17 protein-coding genes are annotated in these 16,692 nt (G+C 69.9%); 14 read left to right on the top strand and 3 right to left on the bottom strand.

Annotated elements, in window-relative coordinates; genetic code table 11:
- The first annotated feature begins 16 nt into the window (after nt 1-16).
- The 6 genes from ACWFRJ_RS22055 (at nt 17) to ACWFRJ_RS22030 (ending at nt 5,417) form a co-directional block, all read left to right on the top strand.
- Complete coding sequence (locus tag ACWFRJ_RS22055; RefSeq protein ID WP_453533296.1) at nt 17-1,543, top strand: diaminopimelate decarboxylase; 1,527 nt, start codon at nt 17-19, stop codon at nt 1,541-1,543.
- Nucleotides 1,544-1,669: 126 nt separating this feature from the next.
- Complete coding sequence (locus tag ACWFRJ_RS22050; RefSeq protein WP_453533293.1) at nt 1,670-3,037, top strand: APC family permease; 1,368 nt, start codon at nt 1,670-1,672, stop codon at nt 3,035-3,037.
- Nucleotides 3,038-3,302: 265 nt separating this feature from the next.
- A complete protein-coding gene (locus tag ACWFRJ_RS22045) occupies nt 3,303-3,716 on the top strand; it encodes a hypothetical protein (protein WP_453533290.1) in 414 nt (137 codons plus the stop codon).
- Between the two features lie 5 nt (nt 3,717-3,721).
- Nucleotides 3,722-4,492, top strand: a complete 771-nt coding sequence (locus ACWFRJ_RS22040; protein ID WP_453533287.1) for a transcriptional regulator — start codon at nt 3,722-3,724, stop codon at nt 4,490-4,492.
- Nucleotides 4,493-4,574: 82 nt separating this feature from the next.
- The gene (locus ACWFRJ_RS22035) at nt 4,575-4,967 is read left to right on the top strand and encodes a roadblock/LC7 domain-containing protein (RefSeq protein ID WP_453533284.1); all 393 of its coding nucleotides are present in this window, start codon (nt 4,575-4,577) and stop codon (nt 4,965-4,967) included.
- A gap of 75 nt (nt 4,968-5,042) precedes the next feature.
- Entirely contained in the window at nt 5,043-5,417 is a 375-nt protein-coding gene (locus ACWFRJ_RS22030) for a roadblock/LC7 domain-containing protein (RefSeq protein WP_383285142.1), read from the top strand.
- Between the two features lie 63 nt (nt 5,418-5,480).
- On the opposite strand, the gene ACWFRJ_RS22025 is transcribed toward ACWFRJ_RS22030, so the two are convergent.
- Entirely contained in the window at nt 5,481-6,314 is an 834-nt protein-coding gene (locus ACWFRJ_RS22025; protein ID WP_453533281.1) for a MurR/RpiR family transcriptional regulator, read from the bottom strand.
- A complete protein-coding gene (locus ACWFRJ_RS22020) occupies nt 6,311-7,882 on the bottom strand; it encodes an aromatic amino acid ammonia-lyase (protein WP_453533278.1) in 1,572 nt (523 codons plus the stop codon). Before ACWFRJ_RS22020 ends, ACWFRJ_RS22025 begins: the two co-directional genes overlap by 4 nt.
- A gap of 151 nt (nt 7,883-8,033) precedes the next feature.
- Here ACWFRJ_RS22020 and ACWFRJ_RS22015 point away from each other — a divergent pair, with 151 nt between their 5' ends.
- The 8 genes from ACWFRJ_RS22015 (at nt 8,034) to ACWFRJ_RS21980 (ending at nt 14,886) form a co-directional block, all read left to right on the top strand.
- Nucleotides 8,034-9,125 (top strand): ABC transporter ATP-binding protein, encoded by a 1,092-nt coding sequence (locus ACWFRJ_RS22015; protein ID WP_453533275.1) that lies wholly within the window; start codon nt 8,034-8,036, stop codon nt 9,123-9,125.
- Nucleotides 9,122-9,769, top strand: coding sequence for an ABC transporter permease (locus ACWFRJ_RS22010; RefSeq protein WP_453533272.1), 648 nt, complete (start codon nt 9,122-9,124; stop codon nt 9,767-9,769). The genes ACWFRJ_RS22015 and ACWFRJ_RS22010 overlap by 4 nt, the downstream gene beginning before the upstream one ends.
- Before the next feature lies 1 nt (nt 9,770).
- Complete coding sequence (locus ACWFRJ_RS22005; protein WP_453533269.1) at nt 9,771-10,442, top strand: ABC transporter permease; 672 nt, start codon at nt 9,771-9,773, stop codon at nt 10,440-10,442.
- Between the two features lie 20 nt (nt 10,443-10,462).
- The gene (locus tag ACWFRJ_RS22000; RefSeq protein WP_453533266.1) at nt 10,463-11,398 is read left to right on the top strand and encodes an ABC transporter substrate-binding protein; all 936 of its coding nucleotides are present in this window, start codon (nt 10,463-10,465) and stop codon (nt 11,396-11,398) included.
- 38 nt (nt 11,399-11,436) lie between these two features.
- Nucleotides 11,437-12,849 (top strand): purine-cytosine permease family protein, encoded by a 1,413-nt coding sequence (locus ACWFRJ_RS21995; protein ID WP_453533263.1) that lies wholly within the window; start codon nt 11,437-11,439, stop codon nt 12,847-12,849.
- 56 nt (nt 12,850-12,905) lie between these two features.
- Nucleotides 12,906-13,328 (top strand): hypothetical protein, encoded by a 423-nt coding sequence (locus ACWFRJ_RS21990; protein ID WP_453533260.1) that lies wholly within the window; start codon nt 12,906-12,908, stop codon nt 13,326-13,328.
- Nucleotides 13,329-13,364: 36 nt separating this feature from the next.
- Nucleotides 13,365-14,150: a phosphodiesterase gene (locus ACWFRJ_RS21985; protein WP_453533257.1), complete on the top strand. Its 786-nt coding sequence runs from the start codon at nt 13,365-13,367 to the stop codon at nt 14,148-14,150.
- A gap of 130 nt (nt 14,151-14,280) precedes the next feature.
- Entirely contained in the window at nt 14,281-14,886 is a 606-nt protein-coding gene (locus ACWFRJ_RS21980; protein ID WP_453533254.1) for a short chain dehydrogenase, read from the top strand.
- A gap of 302 nt (nt 14,887-15,188) precedes the next feature.
- Here ACWFRJ_RS21980 and ACWFRJ_RS21975 read toward each other — a convergent pair whose 3' ends face one another.
- Complete coding sequence (locus ACWFRJ_RS21975; protein WP_453533252.1) at nt 15,189-16,580, bottom strand: cystathionine beta-synthase; 1,392 nt, start codon at nt 16,578-16,580, stop codon at nt 15,189-15,191.
- Nucleotides 16,581-16,692 lie beyond the last annotated feature (112 nt).

The following is a 16,692-nucleotide window of genomic DNA, read 5'->3' as shown; positions in this document are numbered from 1 at the left end:
TGATTGGCTGGAACACATGAGCGATCAGGGAGCGGAGACCGTACGCGCGTCCGAGGCGAACGCGGACTCGGGCAGAGGTCAGGGCGGAGCCCCGGGCACCCACCCGGAAGCCCCCACGCAACGCCTCACGAGGGCGGATGCCGCAGCGCGTCCCCCGGCGCCGCAGCCCCCGGCAGCACCGCAGCCCTCCACCCCACAGCCCCCGGCACACTCGGCCGCGGATTCCGCGTCGCGCCGTGACCAGGCCATCCGGGCCGCCGTCGAGCAGGGCCTCGTCGACCCCGCGTCGCCCATCGCCGGCCTCCTGGACGTCACCGGCATCCGCTCGGCCGCCGCCTCCCTGCGCGCCGCCTTCGAAGCGGTCGTGCCGCCCGGCACGCCCGTCCTGCACGCCTTCGCGGTGAAGGCGTCGCCCCTGGTCCCGGTCCTGCGGCTGCTTCGCGACGCGGGCATCGGCGCCGAGGTGGCCAGCCCCGGCGAGCTCGCTCTGGCGCGGGCCGCCGGTGTGCAGCCCACGCACACCGTCCTGGACTCGCCCGCGAAGACCCCGGCCGAGCTGCGCGACGCCCTCGCCCTGGGCATCGCGGTGAACGCGGACAATCCGCAGGAGCTCGCCCGCATCGACGCGATGACCCGCTCCGCGCCCTCCCGCTCCCCCATCGGCCTGCGCGTGAACCCGCAGATCGGCGGCGGCTCCATCGGCGCCCTGTCCACGGCGACGGCGACCTCCAAGTTCGGGGTCGCGCTGCTCGACGACGGCGCCCGCGAGTGGGTCGTCCAGGCCTACCTCGACCGCCCTTGGCTGACCCGCCTGCACGCCCACTCCGGGTCGCAGGGCATGCCGCTCGAAATGATGGTGCGGGGTGTCTCGGCGACGTACGAGCTGGCCGAGGAGATCAACGGACGGGCGGGGCGGCAGCAGATCGACACCATCGACATCGGCGGCGGTCTTCCCGTCAACTTCGGGTCGGACGAGGAGACCCCGACGCACGCGCAGTACGCGCGCCGCCTGAAGTCCCGTGTGCCGGGGCTGCTCGACGGGCGGTACGGCATCGTCACCGAGTTCGGCCGCTCGCTGCTCGCCAAGCACGGCACGATCCTGGCCCGCGTCGAGTACGCCAAGACGGCGGGCACCCGGCCCATCGCGGTGACGCACGCGGGCGTCCAGGTGGCGGCGCGCACGGTGTACGCGCCCGCGTCCTGGCCACTGCGGATCGCCGCGTTCGACGCGAAGGGCCGTGCCAAGAGCGGGCCGAACGTCGGGCAGGACATCGCGGGCCCCGCCTGCTTCGCGGGCGACCTGCTCGCGGAGAACCGTCCGCTTCCGCTGCTCGAACAGGGCGACTACGCGGCGGTGCTCGACACGGGCGCGTACTACTTCGCCCACCACTACTCGTACAACAGCCTTGCCCGGCCGGGGATCTACGGCTTCGCCACAGCGGGTGAGCACGTCACCTTCGCCACCGTGCGGGAGCCGCAGACCCTGGAGGAGATCGTCGCCGAGTCCGGGGGTGCGGGGCGGGACGCGCTGCGGGACCTCTGAGGTCTCCTCCTCAGTTCCTCTGAGAATCCTCAACTCCCGCATCGCTGCTGTGTTTTCGGGGCAGACCCTCCCTCCAGGCACCCAGGTATCCAGATAACCCGGCACGCCCTCGGGGGAGATGATCGTGTGACGACATCCAAGGCGACCACCGAAGCACCGCCGCCCGCCGAAGAACCCGCGCTGCACCGCGCGATCGGGCCCAAGCTCCTGATCCTCTTCGTGATCGGCGACATCCTCGGCACCGGCATCTACGCCACCACCGGGAAGGTCGCGGGAAAGGTCGGCGGCGCGCTGTGGCTGCCGTTCGCGATCGGCTTCGTCGTGGCGCTCCTGACGGCGGCGTCGTACGTCGAGCTGGTCGGCAAGTACCCGAAGGCCGCGGGCGCCGCGCTCTATACGCAGAAGGCGTTCAAGGTCCCGTTCTTCACCTTCATCATCGCCTTCATGGTGATGTGCTCGGGCCTGTCGTCGGCGAGCGCGGCGGCCCGCGCCTTCAGCGGCGACTACCTCGGGGAGCTGACGAACGACGCGCTGCCGCCGACGCTGATCGCGATCCTCTTCATCCTCGCGCTCGGGGCGCTGAACCTGCGGGGCGTATCGGAGTCGGTGAAGGCGAACGTGGTCCTCACGCTCGTCGAGGTGACGGGCCTTGCCATCATCCTGGCGATCGGCGCCTACGCGGTCCTGAGCGGGGACGGTGAGCCCTCCCGCCTGACGGACTTCGAGGGCGGCGGCGGCACCGGCTACGCCCTGATGACGGGCATCCTCGGCGCGACCGCACTCGGCTTCTTCGCGTTCGTCGGCTTCGAGGACTCGGTGAACATGGCCGAGGAGACGAAGGATCCGGCACGCACGTTCCCGCGGGCGATCTTCATCGGCGTCGCGGTGACGGGCACGATCTACGTCCTGGTGGCCCTTGTGTCGTCGCTGCTCGTCGACTACAAGGTGCTCGAAGGGTCGAGCGGACCGCTCCTCGAAGTCGTGAAGGCGGGCGGCATCGACTTCCCGCACAAACTCTTCGCGCTCATCGCCCTGTTCGCGGTCACCAACTCGGCCCTGATCAACATCATGATGGCCTCGCGGCTCTGTTACGGCATGGCCAACGAACGCATCCTGCCGCGCGCGATGGGCCGCGTCCTCTCGCGCCGCCGCACCCCCGTGGTCGGCATCGTCTTCGTGTCGCTGCTCGCGATCGGCCTGGTGTCGACGGGCGAGATCGAGGGGCTCGGCGACACGACCGCGTTCCTGCTGCTCTGCGTGTTCGCGGTGGTCAACGTGGCGGTACTCGTCCTGCGCCGCGACCCCGTCGAGCACAAGCACTTCCGGGCGCCGACGGTCCTTCCCGTACTCGGAGCCATCACCGCCCTGGTCCTCGCCAGCCCCCTCGCGGACCGCCCTGCGGAGGTCTACATCCGGGCCGGGGTGCTGCTCGCCATCGGCATCGGCCTCTGGGTCGTGAACAAGGTGGTGCTCAAGGCTCGCGGGGAGGAGTAGAAGGTCACGGCGAGGAGCGGAAGGGAGGCGCCCCGGAGATGAGCCGGGGGCCATCCGGTCGCTAGGCCGATACTTTCGGTCAGGCTCGGGCCTTCCCTGACCGCTCGTCGCGCGGATCCCGTCGAGGTCGGGCATGTTCCCCTGGAAAGTGCCTACTTGCCTGGAAACTCCACGACTTCTGCGTACCTTCCTCACACCGGGCGGCGATGAGCCCCCGGTCGGGTGGTAGGGGCCACCCGGTTCAACCCTGGGGAAGGGGAGCCGCGTGCCCGGAATCGATGAGTGTCTGCTCGAAGCCATGACACTGCCCGGTGCACGCGGAGCAGCGATCGTCGACTGGACCAGCGGGCTCGCCCTCGGTTCGGTCGGCGATCCTCCGGGCGGCGACCACGAGGCTACCGCCGTCGAGACCGCCGAGGTGGCCCGATCGGCCGCCGAGTACCAGGCGTTCGCGCCCAGGGACGACGCCCTTGACGCGGCGCGGGACACGGACCGCAAGGGCCTCCCCGTCGAGGACCTCATGCTCACGACGAGGACCGGGTTCCATCTGATCCGCTTCGTCGAGACGACCTTCGACAGCAGCGTGTTCCTCTACCTCTGGCTGGACCGGCACACCGGCAACCTCGCCCTCGCGCGCATACGCCTGCGGGACCTGTCCGAGCGCCTGGTGCTGGTGTGAACGCCATGCGCATCACCGCGTCCACCACATCGCCCATGCTGATGCGCCTGGCCGGTGAGCGGGCGACCGGCGCCCTGCTGCGCGACCAGGGCACCCTCTATCTCGTCGACGGCCGCGTCGTGCACGCGGAGAGCCCCGCGGCGCCGGGCATCGACGTCCTGCTCACGGCCGGCGGGGCGCTGCCCGCGCAGGGCTGGCAGGAGGCCCTCTCACTGGCCGGGACCCGGCACGAGGTGGGGCGGCACCTGATAGACAGCGGCCGGATAACCGCCGGCGAGCTGGAAATGTGCCACATCGGCGCCCTGTTCGACGCCGCGTTCTTCGTCCTCGGCCCCGCGAGCGGACCCACCCGGTTCCGTTACGGGGTCGCGCACTGGCTCGGCCGGGTGCGCCCGGTGGCGGCCGAGACCCTGGAGCGGGAGACCCGGCGGCGCCGGACCCTTCTGGACAGCGTCTGGCCCTGCCCGGAACTGGACACGTCCCCCGTCGTGCCGCGCACACCCGCGCCCGGCCAGAAGCTCACCGGACGTCAGATCTCCCTGCTGCGGCTCGCCGACGGCGTCCGCACGCCGACAGCCATCGCCTGGGCGCTCGGCCGCCCGTCGTTCCACACCCTGATCGAGGTCAGGCGGCTCGCCGCGGCCGGACTCGTGGAACCCCCGCGGACGGCCGATCCCGCCCTGGCGATGCTCCACACCCCGCTCCCCGACGACCACCCCGAGCCGGACGTCGCCCTGCTGCGCCGGGTCCGTGACGCGCTGGAGGCAAGTCTGTGAATCTCCGTACGGGTCACCGGACTTGGCCCCCTATCCCATGAAGTTCTTCGCGCTCTTCAAGCGCGCCGGGAGGAGAGAGCTGATGGCTGCCGAAGCCGACGTACTGGTCGAACTGAAACGCCTGCGGACCAGGATTCCTCAGCTCAGGGGCGCCCTGACGGCCAGCGTCGACGGACTCCTGCTCGCGCAGGACGCGACGGACGTCGAGGCGGAGGGCGTCTGTGCGCTGACCGCGGCGGCGCTCGGAGTCGCCCTGCGGCTCTCCGACGCGACGAATCAGGGCCGCTTCCGCGAACTGCTCATCCGCGGCGAGGACGGCTACGTGGCCACGTACACGGCGGGTTCGTCCGCCGTGCTCACGCTGCTCGCCGAGCCCCGCGTCAACGTCGGCCGGCTCCATCTGGAGGGCCGCCGTTCCAGCGTGCTCATCGGAGAGCTGGTCGACGCCGCCGTCGAACGAGCGGAGGAAACCTGACCCATGTCCCCCACCACACCCTCATCGTCCCCCTCACCGCGGACACCAAGCAGACGGAAAGGAAGTGCGAAATTAATGGCCAACACAGAGACAGCACTCAAGGAAACGACCACCTCGATCGAGGGAGTCATCGGCGCCGCCCTGGTCGACTACACCAGTGGCATGGCACTGGGCACGATCGGCGGCGGGAAGGACCTGGACCTGTCCGTCGCCGCGGCCGGCAACACGGACGTGGTGCGCGCCAAGCTGCGCACGATGGAGCTACTGGATCTAAAGGACGAGATCGAGGACATCCTGATCTCGCTCAGCAGCCAGTACCACCTGATCCGGCTGATCAAGGGCCGCAACAACAACGGCCTCTTCCTCTACGTGGCCCTCGACAAGGACCGGGCCAATCTGGCCATGGCCCGCCACCAGCTCAAGCGCATCGAGGCGAACCTCGACGTCTGAGCCTGAGCAGCACACGCGGCGGGCCGGACCTTCGGGTCCGGCCCGCCGTGTGTACCCCTGCCATTACTCCACGAAAAGACCCCGCGCCGCCGCCCCCGCGTCGAACTCCTCCAACCGCGCCTGTGCGTCCGGGAGTCCGTCGCACATCGCCTCCAGGAGCACCCGGCCGAGCAGCATCGGCGCGCACGCCGTGTCGAACGCGAGGCCCGTGCCGACCGCGGCCGGGAGGAGGAGGTCCGAGTGGGCCGCCACGGGGGCGAACGCCGAGTCGGCCACCGTCACCACCGAGAGTCCCGCGGCCTGCGCGTAGGCGAGCGCGTCCACGACCTCCCGCGGGTGCCGGGGCAGCGCGAAGCACATGAGCGCCGACGCCCCGGCCCGTACCGCCGCGTCGATCCGGTCGGCCAGCATCGTGCCGCCCTCGTGGAGGAGACGTACGTCGGGGTGGACCTTCGCCGCGAAGTACGAGAAGCCGTACGCCTGTGACGCGGCGGCCCGCAGGCCCAGGACGGGGAGCGGGCGTGAGGAGGCGAGGAGTTGTCCGGCGCGCTCCACCGGTGAGGGGTCGGCGAGCACCTCCGCCAGGTGCCGGAGGTTCTCGATCTCCGCCTCGACCGCCTGCTGGTACTCGTTGAGGGAGGCCTCGCCCGCCGCCTCCGCGGGCGCCAGCTCCCGCAGGTGCCTGCGCAGCGCCGGGTAGCCGTCGAAGCCGAGCGCCACGGCGAACCGGGTCACCGAGGGCTGGCTCACCCCGGCGAGCTCGGCAAGTTCGACGCTGGAGAGGAAGGGGACGTCCCCCGCCCGCCGCACCATGCAGTGCGCGATGCGCCGCTGCGTGGGCGTGAGGCGGTGGCCCTCGAAGAGCACCTGCAGCCGCGCCGCGGGACTGTCACTCATACCGTTCCCCTCACAACACCCTGGCTCTCGAAGCCCGTCCCGTTCCCGGACCCGAGGTCCAGCCACAGCTCGGTGAACCGGTCGAGCAGCCCGGCCGCCACCGTCACATCATCCGTCAACGGCCGGTCCGCAAGCTCCGGGTCGAGCACCGAGTCCGCGAGGTCGAAGGCACGCCCGACGGGCAGGTCCGGATCAAGGCGCATGTCACGCTGCCTCAACACCCGCACTGCGGCGACGAGTTCGCAGCCCACCACCAGGCGGTACGCCTCACACGCCCGAAGCGTCTGCCGCGCCGCGAGCGAGGCGAAGCTCGCCTGTTCCTCGACGCCCCGGGAGAGCACCGCGTGACCGAGCGAGGCCGGCGCGGAGAAGGCCCGCAGGTCGCCGAGGGCCGCCCCGGCCGCGTACTCCAGGATCATCACGCCCGAGGAGGCCGGTGCGCCGTCCGCGAGGAAGGGGCGCAGGCGGGTGAAGCCCGGTTCGTTCAGGGTGGAGAGGCGCGATGTCGACAGGCGGGCAGCCTGGGTGACGGCGAGCCTGAAGTGGTCGAGGGACAGGGCCAGTTGGGCGAGGTAGAAGCCGCCGTGATGGTAGGCCGCCATGTCCTCCGCCGAGATCAGCGGGTTCTCGGCAGCCGCGTTGATCTCGACCGTGAGGACGTCTTCGAGCGCGTCCGCCGCGTCGTGCGCGGGCCCATGGATCTGCGGCAGGCAGCGCAGGCCGTAGGGGTCCTGGATGCGGCCGAGCGGGGGCGTGGGGCGGTCGGGCGCGCCGAGGATCTGCCGCATCCGTTCCGCGACGGCGTACGAGCCCGTGTGCCGCCGGGCCTCGTGGACGGGCAGCGCGTACGCCTCGTACGAACCGTCGACGGCCATCAGGGTCAGCGCCGCCACCATCTGCGTGGCCGCGACGAGGCCGCGCAGTTCGTGCAGGGCGAGCGCGGACTGGCCGAGGGTGAGGGCGTTGCTGCTGATCAGGGCGAGGGCGTCGTTGTTGTCGAGGGGCTGCGGGTCGGGGGCCGCGCCCGCCCCCTGCCAGGGGTGCTCGCCCGCGAGCGCGAGGCCCATCTGCGCGAGCGCGGCGATGTCGCCCGTGCCGACCGAGCCGAATTCGTTGACCTTGGGGTACGCGCCCGTCGTCAGTGCCTCGCAGAGCGCCGTGACGACGGTCGGGCGCAGGCCCGCGCCGCCCGCGAGCAGCTGGTTGGCGCGGACGGCGAGCATCGCGCGCACCTGCCGCGCCGGGAGCTCCTCACCGATCGCTCCGGCGTGGCTGCGCAGCAGGCGCAGGCCGTGGTCGGCGGCCGCCTCGGTCGGCACGGACTCGTTCCGGTTGGCACCCACGCCGGTGGAGCGGCCGTAGACGCGGCCCCAGGACGCGATCTCACGGGCGGCGTTCCACGAGCTCTCCACGCGCTTCATGCCGTCCGTTCCGGGAACTGGCTTAGCGGTAGATTCGGCCATACGTACGACATCTGCGACCATCAGTCCGCGGCCGTCCAGGACGACGACCGAGCCGCTGTCGTCGGCTGCCCTGCCGGTCGCCCTGTCCGCGATACGAGACGACATCACTCGCAATTCCTCCTCAACCGGACGCTTCGTCTTGCCCTGCGACCACTTGTAACCAGCGATTTACACCTGGGCTGCGACTAACTATTGACAATCTATTCAGTCACAAAGAACTCTGCATGAAGATATACAGCCGGGCAAGGGACTCCTCATGATCCAATTCGATACGGTCCACAAGCGCTTCCCGAACGGCACAACCGCGGTCCACGACCTCAGCCTTGAGATGCCGGAAGGGGGCGTGACCGTCCTCGTCGGATCTTCCGGTTGCGGCAAGACGACAACGCTCCGCATGATCAACCGGATGGTCGATCCGACCTCCGGGACGATCAGAGTCAACGGCAAGGACGTCCTGGAGCAGGACGCGGCCGAGCTGCGCCGCTCCATCGGGTACGTGATCCAGCAGTCCGGGCTCTTCCCGCACCGCACGGTCCTGGACAACATCGCGACCGTGCCGCTGCTGCTCGGCTGGGGCCGCAAGAAGGCGCGGGCGCGGGCGGCGGAGCTTCTGGAGACGGTCGGCCTCGCCGCCGACGCCGGGAAGCGCTACCCGCACCAGCTCTCGGGCGGCCAGCAGCAGCGCGTCGGCGTGGCGCGTGCGCTCGCCGCCGACCCGCCGGTGCTCCTGATGGACGAGCCGTTCGGTGCGGTCGACCCCGTGGTCCGCACCCAGCTCCAGGACGAACTCCTGCGCCTACAGCGGGAGTTGAACAAGACCATCGTCTTCGTCACGCACGACATCGACGAGGCCGTACGGCTCGGTGACCGCATAGCCGTCTTCCGTACCGGCGGCCACCTCGTCCAGTGCGCGAGCCCCGCCGAGCTCCTGGCCCGCCCCGCGGACAGCTTCGTCGCGGACTTCCTGGGCGCCGAGCGCGGCCTGAAGCTGCTCTCCCTGACGACGCTCGCCGAGGTCCCCAAGGCCCCGGCCCCGGAGGGCGGCGCCTGGGCGCTGCGTCTCGACGCAGCGGGCGCCCCACTGGCCTGGCGGCACAAGGACGCACAGGCCGCCGACGTCCCCGTACGCCCCCTGCGGGACACGGACTCGCTCCTGTCGGCCCTCAACGAGTCGATAGCCGCCCCCAGCGGCCTGGTCGCCCGGGTCGACGCGGAGGGCATCCTGACCGGCGTCACGTCCCGCGACGACATCCACGACCACGCGGGGCAGGTGCACACCGACGCGAGCGCGGTGGAGGCAGACGCCGTGGACGCGGACGCCGTGGACGTCAGCAAGGCCGGCGCGTGAGTGTCGACTGGTCGTGGATAGCCGACCACACCGACGATCTCACCAGCCTCACCCTGTCCCACCTCCAGGCCGCCCTCACCGCCGTACTCCTCGGCCTGCTCATCTCGCTCCCCCTGGCCGTCGTCGCGCACCGCGTGCGCCCCCTGCGCGGGCTGCTCCTCGGTCTGTCGAACGTCCTGTTCACCATCCCGTCGATCGCCGTCTTCGTCCTTCTCCTGCCGATCAGCGGGCTCACCCGCACCACGACCGTCATCGGCCTGACGATCTACACGCTCGTCGTGCTCCTGCGGAACACCGTCGAGGGTCTGGACTCCGTACCGGCGAAGACGAAGGAAGCGGCCAAAGCGATGGGCACCCGGCCCCTGCGCACCCTGCTCACCGTCGAACTGCCCCTCGCCCTGCCGGTGATCATGGCGGGCGTACGGATCGCGACGGTCATGGCGATCTCCCTCGTCTCCGTGGCGACGTACATCGGCGACGGCGGTCTCGGACAGCTCTTCACGGACGGGTTCCAGCGCAACTTCCCCACCCCCGTCATCGTCGGCGTCGTCCTGACCCTGCTCCTCGCGCTCGTCGCGGACGCGCTGCTCGTCACCCTCCAGTACGTCCTGACCCCCTGGACCCGCCGCAAGAGGAGCGCGTGACATGTACGAACTCTTCAAGGATCTCGGCGCCTGGCTGGTCAGCGGCGATCAGTGGGCCGGATCCGACGGCATCGGGCACCGCCTCATCGAACACCTCCAGTACTCACTGCTCGCGACCCTCATCGCCGCCGCCATCGCGCTGCCGATCGGCCTGCTCATCGGGCACACCGGGCGCGGCGCGTTCGTCGCGATCAACCTCTCCAGCTTCGGGCGCGCGCTGCCCACGGTCGGCCTGGTCGTCCTGGTCTTCCTGGCGAGCGGGCTCTCCATGTGGCCCATCTACATCGCGCTCGTCGCCCTCGCGGTGCCGTCCATCGTCACCAACACGTACGCCGGGATGACCGCGGTCGACCCGGAGGTGCGGGATGCCGCGCGCGGCCAGGGCATGCGCTGGCACCAGGTCCTCTTCCAGGTCGAACTGCCCCTCGCGCTCCCTCTGATCATGACCGGGCTCCGACTCGCGCTCATCCAGGTCGTCGCCACCGCCACCATCGCCGCGTACGTCTCCTTCGGCGGGCTCGGCCGGTACGTCTTCGACGGGCTCGCCCAGCGCGACCTCGTCCAGGTGCTCGGCGGTGCCGTACTCGTGGCCGTCGTCGCCGTCGTACTCGATCTCGCGCTCTCCGCACTGCAGCGCGCCCTCTTCCGCCACCGCCCCGCCAAGTCGGCCTAGGAGCAAGCCAGATGGCCCCCATGAACCGCAGAAACGTCCTCGGCGGACTCTTCGCCGCCGCGTCCGTACCCGCGCTCGCCTCCTGCAGCGGCGGCATCACCTCGCTCAACGGTGACGGCTCCGGCGGCTCGGGCGGTGGCTCCAGCAAGGACGGCGTCACCATCGGCACCGCCAACTTCACCGAGAACCAGGTACTCGGCTACCTCTACGCCGCCGCGCTCCAGGCGGAGGGCGTCAAGACCACCGTCCGCCCCAACCTCGGCACCCGAGAGATCCTCATCCCGGCTCTCAAGGGCGGCGACATCGACCTCCTGCCCGAGTACCAGGGCGCGCTCCTGCACTACCTCGACGCCAAGGCGAAGGCCACCGAGGAGGGCGAGATGCAGAACGCCCTCGCCATGGTCCTGCCGCGCGGCCTGCAGATCCTCCCGTACGGAAAGGCCGAGGACTCCGACGCCTTCGTCGTCACCCGGGAGACCGCCGCCGAGTACGGCCTCAAGTCCCTTGCGGACCTCGCGAAACACAACGGCAAGCTCGTCATCGGCGCCGCGCCCGAGGTCAAGAAGCGCACGGTGGGCTCGGTGGGCCTCAAGGACGTCTACGGAGTCGAGTTCAAGGAGTTCAAGTCCCTCGACTCCTCCGGCCCTCTGGTCAAGGGCGCCCTGAAGAAGGGCGACGTCGACGTGGCGAACCTCTTCACCACCGACACCGACATCGTCGCCGAGAAGTGGGTCGTGCTCAGCGACCCCAAGAACCTGATCCCCGGCCAGCACATCGTCCCGCTCGTCGCCGACCGCAAGGCCGACTCGACGGTCCGCAAGGCGCTCGGCCGCCTGGGCAACGCCCTGACGACCAAGGACCTCACCGAGCTCAACCGCCTGGTGGACAAGGACAAGAAGGACCCGGAGGACGTCGCGAACGACTGGGCGGAGAAGCACGGAATCACCAAGAAGTAGCGCATCCGGCAGATAGACAGCAGGGAGTTCAGCGGATCATGGCAGACAGTCTCGTGGAGCGGCGCTCCATCGACGTCGTCCCCGACGACGAACGGCACGGCACGGCGTTCAGCCAGTTCACCCTCTGGCTCGGCGCCAACCTCCAGATCACCGCGGTCGTCACGGGCGCGCTCGCCGTCGTCTTCGGCGGCGACGTGGTCTGGTCGGTGATCGGCCTGCTGCTCGGCAACCTGCTCGGCGGCGCGGTGATGGCCCTGCACTCGGCGCAGGGCCCGAAGCTCGGTCTGCCGCAGATGATCCAGTCCCGGGCCCAGTTCGGGGTGCGCGGCGCCGTCGTACCGCTGCTCCTCGTCATCCTCATGTACGTCGGCTTCTTCGCGAGCGGCAGCGTCCTCGCCGGACAGGCCACGGCTCAGCTGACGCACACGAACGACACCACCGGCATCATCGTCTTCGCGGTGATCACCGCGGTGGTGGCGGCGGTCGGCTACCGCGTGATCCACGTCCTGGGCCGGGTGGCGAGCGTGATCTGCGCGCTCGCCTTCATCTACCTGGGCATCCGCCTCCTGGACCGCGTCGACCTCTCGGCGCTCCTGGCCGACGCGCACTTCGACCTGCCGATGTTCCTGCTCGCGGTCTCGCTCTCGGCGTCGTGGCAGCTCGCCTTCGGTCCGTACGTCGCGGACTACTCGCGCTATCTGCCGCGTACGACATCGGGCCGTGCCACGTTCTGGTGGACGCTGTCCGGTTCGGCGCTCGGCTCGCAGTGGTCGATGACGTTCGGTGTGCTTGTGGCGGCGAGCGCGGGGGACGCGTTCCTCGACAACCAGGTCGGATACGTGGTGGGCCTCGGCGGTACGGGCCTGATCGCGTCCGTCCTCTACTTCGTGATCGCGCTGGGCAAGCTGACGATCAACGTGCTCAACACCTACGGCGGCTTCATGTCGATGGTGACGAGCATCAGCGGATTTAGGGGCCAGAAGACGCTCTCGCCGCGCGGCAGGGCGGCGTACATCGCCCTGATCATGGTGGCGGGGACGGTGGTGGCGCTGCTCGGCAAGGACAGCTTCCTGACGTCCTTCAAGGACTTCCTGCTCTTCCTCCTGACGTTCTTCACGCCGTGGTCGGCGATCAACCTGGTCGACTACTACCTGATCTCCAAGGAGCGCTACGACATCCCGGCGCTCTCGGATCCCGAAGGCCGCTACGGAGCCTGGCGCTGGGACGCGCTCACGGTCTACGGAGTGGGTGTCCTGGCCCAGCTCCCGTTCCTGGCGACGCACTTCTACACGGGTCCGTTCGTCGACCCGCTGGGCGGCGCGGACATCTCCTGGATCGTGGGTCTGGTGGTCCCGGCGGCCCTGTACTGGCTCCTGGCCCGCCGCGACACGTCGCACATCCCCACGGAGAGCACGGACCTTCGACTGAAAGCTGAGGCTGGTCCCCGCTGAGAAAGGGGGGATAGCACCACTGTCAGGCCCGCGACGACTGCGTACCTTAAAAAGCTATGGAAGCCCGTGACGCCGAACTCAAGAAGGAACTCGACGCCACTCTGCACGCGCGCAGAGAGCTAGGCGAAGAGTACGAGTCCGCGCTGGTCGAATCGTTCCTCGGGAAGGTCGAGCAGCGTCTGGACGGCACCATCGACCGGCGCATGCGCCGGCACATGGCCGAGCAGCAGATGGTCGTCGCCCGGGGCTCACGTGCGCCCACCAACCCCGTGGACTCCTGGGGCGAGCGCTTCGGCTTCGGCATCGTCTCGCTGATCCTCGCGATCCCGCTCTCGGCGATCGGCGTGGTCAACGCGGACCTGCCGGGTCTCTTCGTCACCTGGGGCGGCATCGTCGGCGTGAACGCGGTGCATTCGATGCGGGGCATGAACTTCGGGCGCGGCAAGGACCGCGACCGCAAGTCGGAGTGGGACGACTGAGGCCTGCGGGGTGCGACTCCGGGGGATTCTGCCCTCATGACCACATCCGTCGCGCACCTCAGTGACCCGCACCTCACCACCGGCGCTCTGGCCGCCGCTCCGGCGGCAGGCCTGCGCCACGCGCTCACCCGCGTCCTCGCCCTGGAGCCCCGGCCCACCTGCGTCGTGATCACCGGCGACCTGACGGAACACGGCAGGCCCGCCGAGTACGAGCAGCTGCGCGAAATCATCGCGGGTTTCCCGCTGCCCCTGCACCTGACGACCGGCAACCACGACGACCCGGTAGCCCTGGCCAAGACGTTCGGCGGCACAGCGCACCTCGGCGGCACCCACTCCACGCGCTACGCCGTCGAGTACGAGGACCTGACGCTGATCGCCCTGGACTCGAAGGTGCCGGGCGCGGGACACGGTCGCCTCGGGGACGACCAACTCACGTGGCTGGACGCCCAGCTGACAGCCCGCCCCGACACCCCCACCCTGGTCTGCGTGCACCACCCCCCGGCGGACATAGGCATCCCGTTCCTGGACGGCATGCGCCTCAAGGACGGCGAAGCCCTGGCGCAGCTCCTGTCCCGCCACCCCCAGGTCACCCGCGTCCTCGCGGGCCACGTCCACCGCCCGATCACCGGCGCCTACGCGGGCACGACCCTCTCGACCGCCCCGTCGACGTACCTCCAGAGCTCCCTGACGATGAGCACGGAGGGCGCCATGGGCTACGTACCAGAGCCGACCGCCTTCCAACTCCACCTGCGAACGTCCACGGACTGGGTCACGCACACGGTGCCGGTGAGCCATGCGGCGGGGCTGATCCAGGGGTTCTGAGCAGGGGTGCTGCAGGGCATCCCTCGCGGTTATGGCAGCAGGTATTGGACGCCGTGGCACGGTGCCCCGAACCTGAATGAGCGCAGCCACTCACAGTTCAGTGTTCCAGTGTTCGGGAGACGGGAAGCTCATGAAGATCGTCGTCATCGGTGCCGGCGGCACCATCGGATCCGCGCTCGCCGAGACGCTCGAGGCGGGCGGGAACCACGAAGTCGTCCGGGCTTCGCGGCGCGGTCCGGTCGTGGTGGATCTGGCGAAGCCCTCGTCCATCGACGAGATGTTCGACGCGGTCGGGGCCGTCGACGCGGTGGTCGCCGTCGCGGGGAGCGGGCAGATCGCCCGGATCGACGACTCGTCCGACGACGACTACTTCCGGGGGCTCGAAGGCAAGATGCTGGGTCAGGTGCATCTGACCCGCCGTGCCGCGCACCGTCTGGGCGACGGCGGCTCGCTCACCCTCACCAACGGCATCTCGGCGTTCTCCGAGCCCGGCCTCTCCTTCGCCGCACTCGTCAACGGAGGACTCGGCCGCTTCGTGCCGACCGCGGCGGCCGAGATGCCGCGCGGTATCAGGCTGAACTCCGTGAGCCCGGGATGGGTGGCGGAGACCCTGGAAAAGATGGGGCTCGACGGGGCCGCGGGGACGCCGGTCGCCGAGGTGGTCCGCGCATACGTCGAGCTGATCAAGGGGACGGGGCGGGGCCTGGTCGTCGAGCCGGGGGCGGACTTGGGGTGAGGGGGCTGTACGCCCTGTCACCGCCGTACGCGAAGTTATGCGCGGGGACCGCCGCACCCCCGGGTGAACCAGGGGGCGGGACGACGGCGGTCCCCGCGGGGGACGCGGGCCGGGTCAGGACCGGGTCCGCGTCCAGGCGTTCAGAGGTCCGGGAGCCGCTCCGGAGTTCCTGTACGCCGACAACAACCAATGTGCCGGAGCCGTGTTAAGTGTGTGCTGCGCGGACGTGTCGCGCTCGTACCACTTCCGCGAAGTTCGAACCACGGCTCACGGCACACCCCCTCGGTAACTGATTCCTGCGGTTACTGGCCCTGCTGCGCGGCGAGGAAGGCCAGCAGGTCCTGGCGGCTCACCACGCCGGTCGGTTTGCCCTCGACCAGGACGATCGCCGCGTCGGCCCTGCCGAGCACCGACATCAGGTCGGCGACGGGTTCGCCGGAGCCGACCTGCGGCAGCGGCTCCGACATGTGCTTCTCCAGCGGGTCGGAGAGCGAGGCGCGCTGCGCGAACAGGGCGTCGAGGAGCTCGCGTTCGACGACGGAGCCGATGACCTCGGCCGCCATCACGTCCGGGTGGCCCGCGCCCGGCTTGACGATGGGCATCTGCGAGACGCCGTACTCCCGCAGTACGTCGATGGCCTCACCGACCGTCTCCTCCGGGTGCATGTGGACGAGTGAGGGCAGTCGGCCGCCTTCCTTGCGGCTCAGTACGTCGCCGACGCGAGGTGCGTCGCCCGCCTGCTCCAGGAATCCGTAGTCGTTCATCCACTCGTCGCTGAAGATCTTGCTCATGTAGCCGCGCCCGGAGTCGGGCAGGAGTACGACCACGACGTCGTCGGGACCGAGCCGCTCCGCGACGCGCAGCGCCGCCACGACCGCCATGCCGCAGGAACCGCCGACGAGCAGCCCCTCCTCCTTGGCGAGGCGCCGCGTCATCTGGAAGGAGTCCTTGTCGGACACCGCGATGATCTCGTCGGTCACGTTCCTGTCGTACGCCGTCGGCCAGAAGTCCTCACCGACGCCCTCGACGAGGTAGGGCCGCCCGGAGCCGCCGGAGTACACGGACCCCTCGGGGTCGGCGCCGACGACCGTGACCCCGCCCTTCGAGATCTCCTTCAGATATCCGCCCGTCCCGGAGATCGTGCCTCCGGTCCCGATGCCCGCCACGAAGTGGGTGATCTTCCCCTCCGTCTGCTCCCACAGCTCGGGGCCGGTGGAGTGGTAGTGGGAGAGCGGGTTGTTCGGGTTGCTGTACTGGTCGGGCTTCCAGGAGCCCGGCGTCTCGCGCACGAGGCGGTCGGAGACGTTGTAGTACGAGTCCGGGTGGTCGGGGTCGACGGCCGTGGGGCAGACGACCACGTCCGCGCCGTACGCGCGCAGCACATTGATCTTGTCGAGCGACACCTTGTCGGGGCAGACGAAGATGCACTTGTAGCCCTTCTGCTGGGCCACGATGGCGAGCCCGACCCCGGTGTTGCCGGAGGTGGGCTCGACGATCGTGCCGCCGGGCTCGAGCTCCCCGCTCTGCTCGGCCGCCTCGATCATGCGCAGCGCGATGCGGTCCTTCACGGAGCCGCCGGGGTTGAAGTACTCGACCTTGGCCAGGACGGTCGCCTGAATGCCCGTGGTCACGTTGTTGAGCTTCACCAGCGGGGTGTTGCCGACGAGGCTGATCATCGAGTCGTGGAATTGCACCGTTGTCTCCGGGCTGCGATGTAGTGCGACGAATGGGTGTCGTCAGCGTAAGGGTCCCGTTCAGTCGTTCACCTCTGCTTGCGATTGGCCGACCGTCCTTACGGGGCAATTA

The organism is Streptomyces sp. NPDC055239 (assembly GCF_053606205.1).
This window is presented reverse-complemented; position numbering and strand designations above follow the sequence as displayed.

Excerpts from the sequence above, each read along its gene's own strand:
- ACWFRJ_RS22055 (WP_453533296.1), top strand. The coding sequence starts at position 17 with ATGAGCGATCAGGGAGCGGAGACCGTACGCGCGTCCGAGGCGAACGCG.
- ACWFRJ_RS22040 (WP_453533287.1), top strand. The coding sequence starts at position 3,722 with ATGCGCATCACCGCGTCCACCACATCGCCCATGCTGATGCGCCTGGCC.
- ACWFRJ_RS22035 (WP_453533284.1), top strand. The coding sequence starts at position 4,575 with ATGGCTGCCGAAGCCGACGTACTGGTCGAACTGAAACGCCTGCGGACC.
- ACWFRJ_RS22030 (WP_383285142.1), top strand. The coding sequence starts at position 5,043 with ATGGCCAACACAGAGACAGCACTCAAGGAAACGACCACCTCGATCGAG.
- ACWFRJ_RS22025 (WP_453533281.1), bottom strand. The coding sequence starts at position 6,314 with ATGAGTGACAGTCCCGCGGCGCGGCTGCAGGTGCTCTTCGAGGGCCAC.
- ACWFRJ_RS22020 (WP_453533278.1), bottom strand. The coding sequence starts at position 7,882 with ATGTCGTCTCGTATCGCGGACAGGGCGACCGGCAGGGCAGCCGACGAC.
- ACWFRJ_RS22015 (WP_453533275.1), top strand. The coding sequence starts at position 8,034 with ATGATCCAATTCGATACGGTCCACAAGCGCTTCCCGAACGGCACAACC.
- ACWFRJ_RS22005 (WP_453533269.1), top strand. The coding sequence starts at position 9,771 with ATGTACGAACTCTTCAAGGATCTCGGCGCCTGGCTGGTCAGCGGCGAT.
- ACWFRJ_RS22000 (WP_453533266.1), top strand. The coding sequence starts at position 10,463 with ATGAACCGCAGAAACGTCCTCGGCGGACTCTTCGCCGCCGCGTCCGTA.
- ACWFRJ_RS21995 (WP_453533263.1), top strand. The coding sequence starts at position 11,437 with ATGGCAGACAGTCTCGTGGAGCGGCGCTCCATCGACGTCGTCCCCGAC.
- ACWFRJ_RS21990 (WP_453533260.1), top strand. The coding sequence starts at position 12,906 with ATGGAAGCCCGTGACGCCGAACTCAAGAAGGAACTCGACGCCACTCTG.
- ACWFRJ_RS21985 (WP_453533257.1), top strand. The coding sequence starts at position 13,365 with ATGACCACATCCGTCGCGCACCTCAGTGACCCGCACCTCACCACCGGC.
- ACWFRJ_RS21980 (WP_453533254.1), top strand. The coding sequence starts at position 14,281 with ATGAAGATCGTCGTCATCGGTGCCGGCGGCACCATCGGATCCGCGCTC.